General features: G+C 36.4%; 10 protein-coding genes. 7 read left to right on the top strand and 3 right to left on the bottom strand.

The features are described from left to right. Nucleotides 1–3: 3 nt before the first annotated feature. Both AABL85_RS00770 and AABL85_RS00765 read left to right on the top strand, forming a co-directional pair. Nucleotides 4–390: a TraR/DksA family transcriptional regulator gene (locus AABL85_RS00770; RefSeq protein ID WP_006257765.1), complete on the top strand. Its 387-nt coding sequence runs from the start codon at nt 4–6 to the stop codon at nt 388–390. 86 nt (nt 391–476) lie between these two features. Continuing rightward, nucleotides 477–1073, top strand: coding sequence for a lipoprotein signal peptidase (locus tag AABL85_RS00765; RefSeq protein WP_006257764.1), 597 nt, complete (start codon nt 477–479; stop codon nt 1071–1073). Nucleotides 1074–1237: 164 nt separating this feature from the next. Here AABL85_RS00765 and AABL85_RS00760 read toward each other — a convergent pair whose 3' ends face one another. The 3 genes from AABL85_RS00760 to AABL85_RS00750 all read right to left on the bottom strand — a co-directional run bounded on the left by AABL85_RS00760 (nt 1238) and on the right by AABL85_RS00750 (nt 6051). Next, complete coding sequence (locus AABL85_RS00760; RefSeq protein ID WP_341308838.1) at nt 1238–4381, bottom strand: S41 family peptidase; 3144 nt, start codon at nt 4379–4381, stop codon at nt 1238–1240. Nucleotides 4382–4540: 159 nt separating this feature from the next. Beyond that, on the bottom strand, nt 4541–5104 hold the full coding sequence (locus tag AABL85_RS00755; protein ID WP_131540469.1) for a 5-formyltetrahydrofolate cyclo-ligase: 564 nt from the start codon (nt 5102–5104) through the stop codon (nt 4541–4543). Continuing rightward, complete coding sequence (locus tag AABL85_RS00750) at nt 5101–6051, bottom strand: succinylglutamate desuccinylase/aspartoacylase family protein (protein ID WP_006257760.1); 951 nt, start codon at nt 6049–6051, stop codon at nt 5101–5103. The genes AABL85_RS00755 and AABL85_RS00750 overlap by 4 nt, the downstream gene beginning before the upstream one ends. Nucleotides 6052–6767: 716 nt before the next feature. On the opposite strand from AABL85_RS00750, the gene AABL85_RS00745 reads away from it, so the two are divergent. From AABL85_RS00745 to hppD, 5 genes are all read left to right on the top strand, one after another. Next, nucleotides 6768–7319: an REP-associated tyrosine transposase gene (locus AABL85_RS00745; RefSeq protein ID WP_341308837.1), complete on the top strand. Its 552-nt coding sequence runs from the start codon at nt 6768–6770 to the stop codon at nt 7317–7319. Nucleotides 7320–7560: 241 nt separating this feature from the next. Continuing rightward, nucleotides 7561–9357, top strand: coding sequence for an excinuclease ABC subunit UvrC (uvrC, locus tag AABL85_RS00740; protein WP_341308836.1), 1797 nt, complete (start codon nt 7561–7563; stop codon nt 9355–9357). Nucleotides 9358–9376: 19 nt separating this feature from the next. Continuing rightward, a complete protein-coding gene (locus AABL85_RS00735) occupies nt 9377–11614 on the top strand; it encodes a patatin-like phospholipase family protein (RefSeq protein ID WP_341308835.1) in 2238 nt (745 codons plus the stop codon). 504 nt (nt 11615–12118) lie between these two features. After that, nucleotides 12119–13285: a homogentisate 1,2-dioxygenase gene (locus AABL85_RS00730; protein ID WP_286414816.1), complete on the top strand. Its 1167-nt coding sequence runs from the start codon at nt 12119–12121 to the stop codon at nt 13283–13285. A gap of 33 nt (nt 13286–13318) precedes the next feature. Then, nucleotides 13319–14479 carry a 4-hydroxyphenylpyruvate dioxygenase gene (gene hppD / locus AABL85_RS00725; RefSeq protein WP_286414815.1) on the top strand — a complete coding sequence of 387 codons (1161 nt, stop codon included), beginning with the start codon at nt 13319–13321 and terminating at the stop codon, nt 14477–14479. The last annotated feature ends 198 nt before the right edge of the window (nt 14480–14677 follow it).

The raw sequence follows: 14677 nt of genomic DNA, 5'->3' as shown, positions 1-14677 counted from the left end.
ATTATGAAAGAAGTAGGTGAAATTGTACGTTATTCTGATGCAGATTTAGCTGAATTTAAGGTGTTAATATCGGCTAAGATTGAGAAAGCTCAAGCAGATTTAGAATTAATTAAAAGCGCCTATATGAATGATTTGAATAATGGTACAGATGATACATCACCTACATTCAAAGCGTTTGAAGAAGGAAGCGAAACAATGTCTAAAGAAGCGAATGCTCAGTTAGCAATACGTCAAGAGAAGTTTATTCGCGATTTAAAAAATGCATTAATCCGTATTGAAAACAAGACTTACGGTATATGTAAAGTAACAGGGAAACTAATCGATAAAGAAAGATTGAAATTAGTTCCGCATGCTACTATGAGTATCGAGGCAAAGAATCTGCAACGTTAATCTTTAATAAATTTAAAAACGCTCCATTAGGAGCGTTTTTTTTATGTGATAAAATAACTACATTTGTTCCTTGTAAATAAAGAAAAATGTCGTTAAAGAGAGCTTACCTACTTGTTTTGATAGTATTGATACTAGATCAGCTATTGAAGATATATATTAAAACTAATTTTTTATTAAATGATGAGATAGTCGTTTTTGATTGGTTTCGCATTCATTTTATAGAGAATGAGGGTATGGCCTGGGGGGTAGAGTTGCCTGGTGATTACGGTAAACTTGCTTTGACATTATTTAGAATAGTAGCTGTATGCGGTATCGCATGGTGGTTAAATGATTCTTTCAAGAAGAAAGCTTCTAATTATCTTATCGTAGCGATTGCTTTAATTATGGCAGGAGCTTTAGGTAATATTATTGATTCTATATTCTATGGAGTTATTTTTAATGAGAGTACACCAGGGCAGATAGCAACGATGTTCTCCGATCAACCTTATGGTAGTTGGTTTCACGGTAAGGTAGTAGATATGTTCTATTTCCCTATCTGGAAAGGATATCTACCTGAGTGGTTACCTATCTGGGGAGGAAACTACTTTACTTTCTTCAATGCTATTTTTAATATTGCGGATGTAGCTATATCAGTAGGAGTAGGTATCTTAATCGTATTTAGTAAAAAAGTTTTTAAAAACTAACAATATGGCTCTCTTTTAGGGAGCCTTTTTTTATATGTAGAGATTGGGCTAGATATAGATGATTCGTTGCTTAAATCACCTCGTATGAAGGTGGTGGAGTAGGAGGTGAATTATAGCCTAAGATATAAAAGTATAAAGGCTTCCTTCAGGAAGCCTTTACTGTATTATTTAATGTCATTCAAGATTTCTTGAACAGCTCTCTCTAGTTGAGGATCATTGTCATTTAATCTATCTACGAATGTGTTTTTAACATAGATATCAGGTGCAACACCTGTTTTCTCTAGGTTCTGCCCATCCAGTGTATAAGTACCCCATGATGGTAATCTATATGATGAGCCGTCTACTAAGCTCTTACCAGAAGTGAAGATAATCCATCTATAGGTCTCTTGACCGATGATTTTACCTAGTTTTAAAGCTTTAAATCCTGCGGCAGTCATCTCGGCATCACTCAGAGACGATTCATTGATAAGTAGGACTATTGGCTTACCACTAGGGGTGAAGTTACTCTGTACTGTTAGTTTACCTTCTCTATACTTCCATTGTAGATAGGGTCTTTGAGATAAGAAGTTCAGTACCTTATCATGTACATTCCCTCCTGTATTATAACGCAAGTCTAAGATCACACCTTCTTTATTAGCCTCTTGTTCTACCATATCGAGTAAGAATCTGTCTAACTCAGGTGAAGTCATATTCTTCATATATGTATATGCGATACGATTATCACTAAGCTTGTTTACGCGTTGTTTATTTGTATAAATCCATTCGTCATAGAGTAGTGACTTCATGTCTCCAAAAGAGATAGGATGTAGCTTCGTATTAATCTCTTTTCCTCCTCTATTGAATGTTAAGCTTATTTCTTCTTGACGATTAGGGAAAGCGAAATAAGTATCTCTATTCGCCTTCTCATCTACTTTCTGCCCATTCACTTTGGTTAATACATCCCCTGGTTTAATGTCTATGTCTGTTGCATAAGCAGGAGATTTACGTACGATGCGCTCTACTTGATAAGGCTTATCCGTATTGAATACGATACCAGTCTCATAAGATCTGTAGTTTAGTTTTGTCTTTTCTTCATTTCCAGACGAATTAAACCCTAAATGAGAAGAACCTAATTCTCCTAACATATCGTTCAGTAAGATACGCAGGTCATTTCTGCTATTAACATCAGGTAGATATTGAGCGAATTGCTCTTTCATATTATCCCAATCTATACCGTGGAAAGTTTCGTCATAAAAATTCTCCTCTACACCAGCCCATGTCTCATAATACATTTGGTTGAACTCATCTGCCAAGTTTTTAGTAAAGCTGTGTTTGATTTTAATCTGCTCAGGCTTACCTTTGCTTAACTCAAAGCTATAGATATTACCACTGATTAGTGCATATACTTTTTTGTCACGTTGAAGTAATTGATTCGCGCGTTTATCGAATACTTTCTCGCTTTTATTATCTTCGAAGTCTTCGTAAACTGTTTTGTATAAATTGCCTTTTCCGTTTTCTTGATTCGTGTTATAGAACACTACCTCTTTTTTATCATCAGCGAATACGATAGGATTATATTGGTTACCAAAACGGTCACTTACCTGTTCTATACGGTCAAGTAGTCCCTCTGTGTTTATCTTAATAGATTTCACTTTTGGGGTGTCGTCTTGTTTTTTCTTTTTGTCCTTTTTCTTAGTGTCTTTTGTATCCTCCTCTTTCTTCTCTACGAATAGTTTGTCAAACTGATCAGACTTAAATGCATCTGTCTGCCAATCCACAGAGAATCGGTAGATACTAGGATTTTGCATCCCTAGAGGATAAGAAGGATTAAGTCTATCACTCATAAAGTAGATATACTTCCCACTAGGAGACCAGTAAGGGCTAGACTCTGCTACACCTGTATTCGTTAAGTTAATGGTCTCATTCTTTGCGATATGATGAACAAAGATGTCCTCTTCGAAATTGCGCTTAGCGGTGAATAGTACATATTCGCCATTAGGAGAGAAAGAAGGTGTAGAGTTTTGGAATGCCCATATCTCGTCTTTCACTATTACTTTAGAAGTATAAGTTGTCAAGTCTAATAATCTCACTTCATCTCTACCACTTAGGTATACAGCTTTAGTCATTTCTTTATTTAAAGTAATGTCTCTGTTGTTGCGATTATCAGAAGTTAATTGAGTAACTGTTCCCTTGCCATCAGCAGATCTTTTAAACCAATTTTGGTATCCTTTATACGTCTGACTGTATAGTAGTGTCTTGTTGTCCTTTAACCATTTTACTTCCATTACACGTTCTTTACCATCCGATATCGCTTGTACGAATTTTCCTTCGATATCAGATACGAATAATATCCCACGACTAACGAATGCAATCTTCTTGGCATCGGGAGACACATCGAAGTATTCCATATTCTCTTCTACAACATAAGACTGCTCTTTCTCGATAGCTTTATTCGTGTTTACTGAAGTAGCTAGAGGTGTTATAGACTTAGTAGCTGTGTCAAGTACATAAATCATATAATCTTTCTCAAAAACGACTTTGCTACCATCTGCTGACACATAAGGTTTCTTGATAGAGGTATCGAAGTTCGTCAAGGCTACTTTCTTTCCATTGTCGAAGGTGTATAAGTTATAGTTACCATTGTTCTCGTCTGAGATGAAGTATATCTTTCCATTCTTATCTACTGTAGGGTTAAAATCCTTTCCTTCATAATCTGTATAAGATTTGAATGCCTTAGTCGTAGGATTATAACCTAGTATATCTGGGTTGTTCTCTCCTTTATAACGCTTACGAGTAGTCTGACTAGCACTCTCCATAGAGCTAGTGAATAAGTACTCACCAGCAGGAGTAACTACTAATCCATTTGTATTATTAAAGTAGTTTGTGAACAGTGGTTTAGGAGTACCACCATTGATATCTATAGCATAAGAACCAAAGTTATTATTCGCGTTAGAAGTGAAGTAAATCGTCTTACTATCCCAACTCCAGCTCTCTACATCTTCAGAAGCTTGGTGATAAGTAAGTTGTGTGATTTGTCCTCCTGTTAGAGGCATTAAGAATACATCTCTGTTGCCGTATTGGTCAGATGAGAATGCAAGCCATTTTCCATCAGGAGATACACGAGGGTTAGTCTCGTTGCCTTCTAAGGCAGTTATTCTTAGAGCTTCTCCACCAGCTGTTGGAGCTTGCCATATATCGCCATTATAGCTAAAGTAAGTAGTCTTTCCATCAGGGCTTAGTGATGGGGTAGAAGCAAATTTAGGTGATTGCTGTCCCCATGCTAAACTTACAAGAGAAAGTGTAAGTAAGGTGATAGTGTTTTTGATCATTGGTTAATATTTTTAATAAACATAAAAATATTTTCCCTAACTCACTAATCCTAATTTAGTTTTAACTGTTGACAGATGCCTAACAGCAAGGTGCCTGTATTCAAATAGATCTATAAAAAGAATGAGACAATACCTCAATATTGTCTCGTTCTATATGTATTAAAATCGATATACTTCTGTGGGTGTGATGCAATAGTCAAGAGGGATATCTCCCTCTCTTACATCACTGATATGGTCTTCTGGTGGGAAGAAACTTAGTCCTACTTTGATCACATCGGGCTTGCATTCTGCCAAGAATCTGTCGTAAAACCCCTTGCCATAGCCTATTCTATTTCCTTGTTTGTCATAAGCTAATAAGGGAATAAAGACTACATCAAGCTGTTTTTCGCTTACTTGAATGCCGTCTATAGGTTCAGGAATACCATAACTATTGACTTTAATCGTAGTGTTATCCGTCAAGAGGTAATGTGACAATGTCCCCTCCTTGAAGTCAGATTTAGATAAGATAGTATTCTTATCCTTACCCGCTAGTATCTGCAGTAGGTATTCTGTATCTATTTCTTTTTTATTTCGAATACTTAGAAACAGGTGGTAGTTCACCTTATCCCAGATCGGTAACTGTAGTGCTTGATTTGCGATTTCTAAACTGAGGTCATCTATTCTATCTAAGTCTAAGTTATCGCGAAGAGCTTTATATTTTAATCTTAATTCTTCTTTATTCATTTTTTTAATGTTTTTGAGATGTGAAATACTGCATCTCCTTGATAGACTATAGGAGCATCATTTACATTGATTACATAGCCTGCATTCGGTGCTTTGATTGTTGTGTTTTCTTTTCCATACGGGTCAGATACCTCTGCTAATACAGCTCCTTTCTCTACGTATGAACCTATTTTTACTTGATCGTGTAATAATCCAGAACGCTTAGCACGTACCCAAATAGAGTTGGTGATGATGGTCATATCTTCTTTAGGAGGGCAGATGCTAAACTCATCTTTCAACATATCAAAAGAGTGTAAGAATCGCTTCGTACCTTCTACTCCCATTTCAGATACATCAGAGTTAATATCTAAGGACTTTCCTCCTTCGAATAATAGCATTTTGATACCTTTCTTAGCACACGCATTTCTAAAAGAACCAGCTATCTGTGCTGAGTACAATAAGAAAGGTGGGTGAAAGATTGTCGCTAACTCTTCTAACTCTAGGTTTTCTGGAGCGATTCTGATTTGAGGAGCGTTAAATCTACTTGCACCTCCTGCGTGAAAGTCGATAGCATAATCTACATGAGGCAAGATATAGTTCACGAGATAATGGGCAAAGCGCCCTGCTAGTGAACCAGTCTTACTACCAGGGAATACCCTGTTCATATCTCTACCATCAGGGAACTCTCTAGATTGGTTAATAAAACCAAATATATTAATCACAGGGATACAAATAATCGTACCTCGCTTAGGAACATTCATCCCACGATGTACTATCTGACGTACGATATCCACCCCATTCAACTCATCACCATGTAGCCCAGCAGAGAGTAATACGGTAGGACCGTCTAGTCTAGCTCTAGATACGATAACAGGTATTTTAAGTTTAGTAGCTGTGTGTAATCTTGCGATTTCAAGGTTTAAAGTCTTGGTTTCGCCAGGATGGATTGTTTCATCTAGTATAGTCATCTTTCTAACAATTTTGGAACTGTGAAGATATTAAAAGTTTCGCATTAGTGTTTTACTCGAAAGAGACAAATCGTTACTAGTGGTATTTTTAGTGCGGAGTATGTAAGTATAGTGTTTAAGTAATGTAATGTCACGGATTGCAAATCCGCGACAACGCACTACGACAACAGGTATTGCGTCAGGTAGTTCGTTTAGTTTAGCAGTTCGCGCGGATTTGTAATCCGTGCGGAGTATGTAATTATAGTGCTTAAGTAATGTAATGTCACGGATTGCAAATCCGCGACAACGCACCACGACAACAAGTATTGCGTGAGGCAGTTCGTTTAGTTTAAAAGTTCGCGCGGATTTGCAATCCGTGCGAAGCATGTAAGTATAGCGTTTAAGTGATGTCACGGATTGCAAATCCGCGACAACGAATCCGAGATAGCAAGTATTGCGTGAGGTAGTTTGTTTAGTTTAGCAGTTTGCGCGGATTTGTAATCCGTGCGAAGCATGTAAGTATAGTGTTTAAGTAATGTCACGGATTGCAAATCCGCGACAACGAATCCGCGATAGTAAGTATTGCGTCAGTAGTTCGTTTAGTTTAGCAGTTCGCGCGGATTTGTAATCCGTGCGGAGTATTATAAACCATGAAAATTGCTTTGATTAGTATTATTCTTTTTTATTTCTAGTGTTTAACTTTAGGTGTTATTTCTAATTTTAAAAATAGTGCCATAATGTCTACGAAGTACAAAGCTCTTGAATTAGATAAAGCTTATTTTATAACTATTACTACTGTGGGATGGGTAGATGTGTTCACTCGTTTAAGTCAGAAATATGTTATTATTGATGCTTTGAGATACTGTCAAAAGAATAAAGGATTAGAGATTTATGCTTACGTTTTAATGCATAGCCATCTACATATGTTTTGTAGAAGTAATGGTAAACTTACAATTGCTGAAATAATGCGTGATTTTAAAAAATTCACAAGTAAGAAAATTATTGAAACGATAAATGAAGAGCCAGAGAGTAGACGCGAATGGTTATTAGGATATTTTGAACAGAGTTGTGTTTATCTTAAAAGAAACCAACAGTATAAAGTATGGCAAGATGGGTATCATGCTGAAGAGATATATTCAAACAAGTTTATAAGACAAAAGATTAATTATATACATCAGAATCCTGTGGAGGAAAAGATTGTGGTTAAAGCAGAGGATTATTATTTTAGTTCTGCTCGTAACTATAATAGATTAGAAAACGAATTGGATATTGTAGAGGTATTTATATAGTTTATAATGTCACGGATTGCAAATCCGCGAAAACGAATCCACGACAATAAGTATTGCGTGAGGTCGTTCGTTTAGTTTAGCAGTTCGCGCGGATTTGTAATCCGTGCGGAGTATAAATAGTGTTAGTATAATGTCACGGATTGCAAATCTGCGACAACGAAGCATAGCGTCTTGTATAAACTGAACAGTTTTTTTAGCAAAGGAAATAGTTTTAGTATTTTTGTGAGTATAATATTTACTTATGCAGGTTTCACCTTCTTTAGCGGTACAGATACAGACATTACCAGATCAGCCAGGAGTATATCAATACTATGATAAGGATGATAAGATACTGTATGTAGGTAAGGCTAAAAACTTAAAGAAAAGGGTTAGTTCGTACTTTAATAAAATACATGATAACGCCAAGACAAATGTGTTGGTGAAGAAGATTGTGACGATAAAGCATATCGTTGTGCCTACGGAGACAGATGCATTACTGCTAGAAAATAACTTGATTAAGCAGTTACAGCCACGTTATAATGTATTGCTAAAGGACGATAAGAGTTATCCATGGATATGTATTAAGAAAGAACCTTTTCCGAGAGTGTTTACTACACGTCGTATGGTGAAGGATGGGTCAGAGTACTTCGGGCCTTATACGAGTATCAAGACTGTGCATACATTGATTGATTTAATTAAAGAATTATATCCGTTGCGCACGTGTAATCTAGATTTGACGACTAGTAATGTGCGCAGTGGGAAGTATAAGGTGTGTCTAGAGTATCATATTGGCAACTGTGGTGGGCCATGTGAAGAGCGTGAGAGTGATAAGCAATACGACAATAAGATCAGAGCTATCCGAGACATCTTGAAAGGGAATTTTAAAGAGAGTCTAAAGGAGTTTAAGGATTATATGATGGAGTTGGCTTCTAATATGGAATTTGAAGAGGCACAAAAGGTAAAAGATAAAATAGATCTGTTAGAGAATTATCAGTCTAAGTCTACTATTGTTAGTTCTAAGATTAGCAATGTGGATGTGTTCTCTATCATCTCGGATGAAGGAGCTGCTTATGTTAACTTTCTACAAGTGTCTTATGGTGCGATCATTCGTTCGCATACGATGGAGTTGAAGAAGAAGTTAGACGAGACAGATGAGGAGTTATTAGAGCTTGCGATAACGGAATTAAGAGAGCGCTTTCACTTGAATTCTAAAGAGATTATTGTTCCTTTTGATGTTGAGGTGCAAGAAGGGATACATGTGACTGTTCCTAAGCTTGGAGACAAGAAGAAATTACTAGACTTATCAGAGCGCAATGCTAAGTATTATAGAATAGATCAGCTTAAACAGATTAAGATAGTGGATCCAGAGCGTCATGTGAACCGTATCATGACACAGATGAAGAAGGACTTGCGTATGCATGTAGAGCCACGCCATATAGAGTGTTTTGATAACTCGAATATACAGGGGACTAATCCCGTGTCTGCTTGTGTTGTCTTTAAAGACGGAAAACCTAGTAAGAAAGATTACCGCCACTTCAATGTGAAGACTGTAGAAGGACCTAATGACTATGATACGATGGAAGAGATCGTGTATAGACGTTATAAGCGTGTGATAGAAGAAGGACAACCATTACCTGATCTTATTGTGATAGATGGAGGTAAGGGACAGTTAGGTGTAGCAGTTAATTGCCTTGAGCGATTAGGGATTAGAGGGAAGGTGTCTATTATCAGTTTGGCAGAGCGATTAGAAGAAATCTTCTATCCAGGAGATAGTGTTCCCTTGTATTTAGATAAGCGATCTGAGACGATGAAGGTGATCATACACCTTAGAGATGAAGCACACCGATTTGGGTTGACATTTCATAGAAACCAACGCAGTAAGAACGCGATAACAAGTGAGCTTGATGGGATCAGTGGTGTTGGAGAGAAAACAAAAACGACACTGATGAATCATTTTAAATCAACGAAGAGAATCAAAGAAGCTAGCTTAGAAGACTTAGAAAAAGTAATAGGAAAGTCAAAAGGGAAGCTTGTATTTGATTTTTTTCAAGTAAATTAGAGGAAAAATTAACATAGTGATGTATAGAATAATATTACTAATATTTTGCTCTATCCTTTTAGTATCAAATAGTTATGCTTCAGAGGGAGAGAAAGATAGACCAAAAGTAGGTTTAGTACTGAGTGGAGGTGGTGCTAAGGGATTAGCTCATATCGGAGTGCTAAAAGTATTAGAAGAAGAAGGTGTGAAGGTGGATTATATAGCCGGTACGAGTATGGGAGCTATCGTAGGAGGGTTATACGCTTCAGGATATACTGCTACAGAGTTGGATTCTATTTTTAATAGTATTGATGTTTCGGCTTTGATTAAGGATTATATCCCTCGTATATCTAAATCGTTTTATGAGAAGAAGAATGATGAGATCTATGCACTGACATTGCCTTTCGATAAGTTTAGAATTGGGTTTCCTAAAGCTTTATCAAGAGGAATGTACAACTATAACTTGATGAATAAGCTATTAGCTCACGTTCGTCATGTTAGAGATTTTAGTGAGCTACAGATTCCGTTTTTATGTATAGCGACTGATTTAGAGACAGGAGAAGGAGTTGTTTTAAAAGAGGGGTATTTACCACAGGTTATTTTAGCTAGTGGGGCGTTTCCTTCATTATTTGCTCCAGTGAAGATAGATGGCAAGCATTTAATAGATGGTGGGGTGGTTAATAACTATCCAATTGATCAGTTAAGAGCTATGGGGGCTGATATCGTTATCGGGGTAGATGTACAAGATGACCTTAAAACAATAGAACAGATAGAAGGAGCGCCTGATTTACTATTGCAGATATCAAATTACTCTACGATTAATCAGATGAAGAGTAAACTTCCTAAGACAGATGTATACATTAAGCCTGATATTGTTGGTTATACTGTGGTATCATTTGACGAAGGAAAGCCGATTATAGAAAGAGGGGTAGATGCTGCGAATAAAGTTATCGTTGATTTAAAATTATTAGGAGGAAATAAGGATGTTGCTAAAGATCATTTCTTACCTAAACAATCGGATTCTATTGCGATAACAGACATTGATATTAAAGGGCTGAATAAGTATACAAGAAGATACGTACACGGTAAATTAGGGTTTAAGCCGAATAGTAAGATTTCTTTTGACCAGTTAGCAGAGGGTATTACACAGCTAAATGGTACTGAAAACTTTAGTAGTATGACCTATAAGTTCGAAGCTGATGGGGATAAGGATAAGATGAAGATGGAACTAGTAGAGAATCCTGTTAACCGTTATCTGAAACTAGGAGTGCACTATGATGGGTTATATAAGGCAGCAGCATTAGTCAACGTTACTCAGAAGCACCTTTTCACGAAGAGTGATGTGGCGTCATTAGATTTGGCATTAGGGGATAATGTACGTTATAACTTTAATTACTTTGTCGATAATGGATTTTACTGGAGTGTAGGTGTTTCTTCTAGGTATAATCAGTTTAGTCGAGATCTACCTTATGCAATGTTAGTAGGGACAAGTGGAGGCGAAATAAACATAGAGAATGCGCCTGCTAAGTTCGGAGTGGATTATGCAGATTTAGAAAACAAGTTATACTTCCAGACTTTTTATCAGCAGAAGTATTTGTTGAATATCGGTTTTGAACATCGTTTCTTAGATATTAGAAGTAAGACATTAAACTTGCCTAATTCAAGGTTTGATAGGAATCACTACTTAGGAGGATTTGCGAATGTGACGATGGATACTTATGATAACAGATATTTCCCACGCAAAGGATTCTTGTTTAAAGGAGAGTATAAGAACTATTTTTATTCAACAGAAAATGCGAATTATGTTCCACATGACTTTGATAACTTTTCGACACTGACAGGACAGATAGGATATGCTACGCGTATCACAGATAAGTTAGCAGTGGATATCAAATCTAGATTAGGAACTGTGATAGGAAGTACTCCAAGTCTTGGATTTGGATATGCTTTAGGAGGCTATGGATTTGCGGATAGAGATAATGTTATTCCTTTCTTTGGATATGAATTATTAGGTATCGGAGGAGACTCTTTCATTATGGGAGGTATTACTTTTGATTATGAAATATTTAAGAAGCACCATATTAATTTTACTGCTAATTATGCGAATGCTGGAGAGAAGATCTTCTCGAGCTCTGATTGGTTCACTAAGGCGAAGTATTCTGGATATGCAGTAGGATATGGGATGCAAACGATGATAGGGCCTATAGAAGCTAAGTTTACTTATTCTCCAGAGACAGGTAGTACTTATACTATATTCTCAGTAGGATTCTGGTTCTAGATGTATTAGATCATATCAAAGCGGGTATGTTAAAACGCACAGTTTTAATATACCCGCTTTTTATTCTTTACTATGTAGTAGTACTGCTATTTGCTGATATGTGTGTTTAATTTGTGTTTTGTTAGGGATATGTAAAATATTTTTGGACAAAAAATTGTATAATTCATTTTTATTTCGATATTTGTGTTATTATGAAAACACAATGGGACGGTTTATTGGCTTATTTAAAGTTTCTCATCAAGCGCAAGCCTGAATGAATACTTTTATTTTTATATTATTCCTAATTAAACATTAGCCAAATGTTATAATGTACCCTAGTGTATGTAAAGTAGTAGCTTATTATGACTTTTATAGCTACACCTTTCTATACATTTTGACCTGGCAGCTCTGTTGAGGTTGACTTCACAAGATATCTTTAGATGCATTGCCTTGTATGTTTGACGTTGTCTATTCTTTTATGTTTAATCAGGAATCTGAATCACCAACCAAAAATATTAAGTAATTATGCCTTTATATCATCACTTAGGGAGTATTCCCCCTAAACGTCACACCGTATTCCGAAAGGAAAATGGGGACTTATATTATGAGCAATTGTTTGGTACAATTGGCTTCGATGGTATGTATACCAATATGTATCACGAGCACCGACCTACTCAGGTAAAGAAGATTCTAGGACAGTATAGTGTTGCGCCTAAAATAGCAAAGTCTAATCATATTCAATCTTATCGTTTACGTGGTTTTCAGGTAGCTCCTGAGAATGATTATTTAGAAAGCCGAAAAGCAGTTTTGACCAATAGTGACTGTACCATTGTATTAGCGGCACCTAAACAATCATTAAGAGACTACTTTTATAAAAACACGGATTCTGATGAATTAATTTTTATTCATAAGGGGACAGGTACATTGCGTACGATGTTAGGTAACCTTACTTTTAAGTATGGAGATTATCTATTGATTCCTCGTGGTATTATTTATCAGATCGATTTTGATACAGAAGATAACAGACTATTTATCGTAGAGTCTAAACGTCCTATCTATACACCTAAGCGTTATCGCAACTGGTTTGGACAGTTATTAGAACATTCTCCATTCTGTGAGCGTGATATCAGACGTCCTGATGTATTAGAAACTTTTAATGAGACAGGAGATTTTCTTATTAAAGTAAGAAAGCAAGATGAGATATTTGAGATGGTCTATGCTACACATCCTTTTGATGTTGTAGGATATGATGGCTATAATTATCCTTATGCGTTCTCTATTCATGACTTCGAACCAATAACAGGTAGGATTCATCAACCACCACCAGTGCATCAAACATTTGAGACAGATGCATTCGTAGTGTGTTCTTTTGTACCTCGCTTATATGACTATCATCCAGATTCTATTCCAGCACCTTATAATCACAGCAATATTGACAGTGATGAGGTATTGTATTATGTAGATGGAGACTTTATGAGTCGTAATGATATTGCTCCAGGTCATATCTCTTTGCATCCTGCAGGTATACCTCATGGACCACATCCTGGTGCTGCAGAGCGTTCGATAGGTAAGACTGAGACACAAGAGTTAGCAGTGATGGTAGATACTTTTAAACCTCTTATGGTAACAGAGGAGGCGATGAAGATAGCAGATGAACAATATTATCAATCATGGTTAGAACCTGAGAAATAACAATCAAACAACAACCTATAAAAACTATATATTATGAGTAAAGAAGTAAAGTCAGTTGAATTTGGCTTAGAAAAAATATTTGAAGGAGCGCAAGATTTTTTGCCTCTATTAGGAACAGATTACGTAGAATTTATTGTTGGGAATGCTAAGCAAGCAGCTCACTTTTATAAAACAGCTTTTGGTTTTCAATCTTTAGCTTATGCAGGATTAGAGACAGGAGTAAGAGATAGAGCTTCTTATGTATTAGTACAGGATAAAATCAGAATAGTATTGACTACACCTTTAACGGCAGAGTCAGAATTAAATAACCATATCGTACAGCATGGTGATGGTGTAAAAGTGGTAGCGTTATGGGTAGAAGATGCTCGCAAAGCGTATGAAGAGACTACTAGTCGCGGTGCTAAGTCATTTATGGCACCTACTGTAGAGAAAGATGAGTACGGTGAAGTAGTACGTGCAGGTATCTATACGTATGGAGAGACAGTACATATGTTCGTAGAGCGCAAAAATTATACAGGTACATTCTTACCAGGGTTTAAAACATGGGAGAGCGATTATAACCCTACTCCTGTTGGATTAAAATACGTAGATCACATGGTAGGTAATGTGGGATGGAATGAGATGAATACTTGGGTAAAGTGGTATGAGGATGTGATGGGATTCGTAAACTTCTTATCTTTCGATGATAAACAAATCAATACGGAGTATTCTGCCTTAATGAGTAAGGTTATGTCTAACGGGAATGGTCGTATTAAATTCCCTATTAATGAGCCTGCGGAAGGAGCGAAAAGATCACAAGTAGAAGAATATTTAGATTTCTATAATGGTCCTGGAGTACAACATATCGCGGTAGCTACTGATGATATCATCAAGACTGTAGCTGCTATGAAAGAAAGAGGTGTTGAGTTTTTATCTGCTCCACCACAAGCATATTATGATATGATTCCTGCTCGACTAGGGGTACATATGGATATGATGAAAGAAGATATCAAAGAACTTCAGAAGCTCGGTATCATGATTGATGCAGATGAAGAAGGATATTTATTACAGATATTTACGAAGCCTGTAGAGGATAGGCCGACTTTATTCTTCGAAATTATTCAAAGAATGGGAGCTAGAGGATTTGGTGCAGGTAACTTTAAAGCCTTATTTGAGTCAATAGAACGTGAACAAGAGAAAAGAGGAACGCTTTAAGATTCAGTTAATTAAATATTAAAACAGGTCTTTTGGAGACTTGTTTGGTTAAATAAAAGTTAAAAACCAATCAAGGTAGTAATAGTCCGTAAAAAGCTATACATTTGCACTCGCAAAAATAAGGTCGTCATAAGCTTTATTTGAGTGTAATAAATTTTTCATAATTTATAGTTTTTTGGTTGGTTAATAGCATAAAAA

This window comes from Myroides odoratimimus (assembly GCF_038039805.1).
Lineage (GTDB): Bacteria > Bacteroidota > Bacteroidia > Flavobacteriales > Flavobacteriaceae > Flavobacterium > Flavobacterium odoratimimum_B.
The sequence above is the reverse complement of the archived record's forward strand: the minus strand, read 5'-3'. Positions and strand labels throughout refer to the sequence as shown.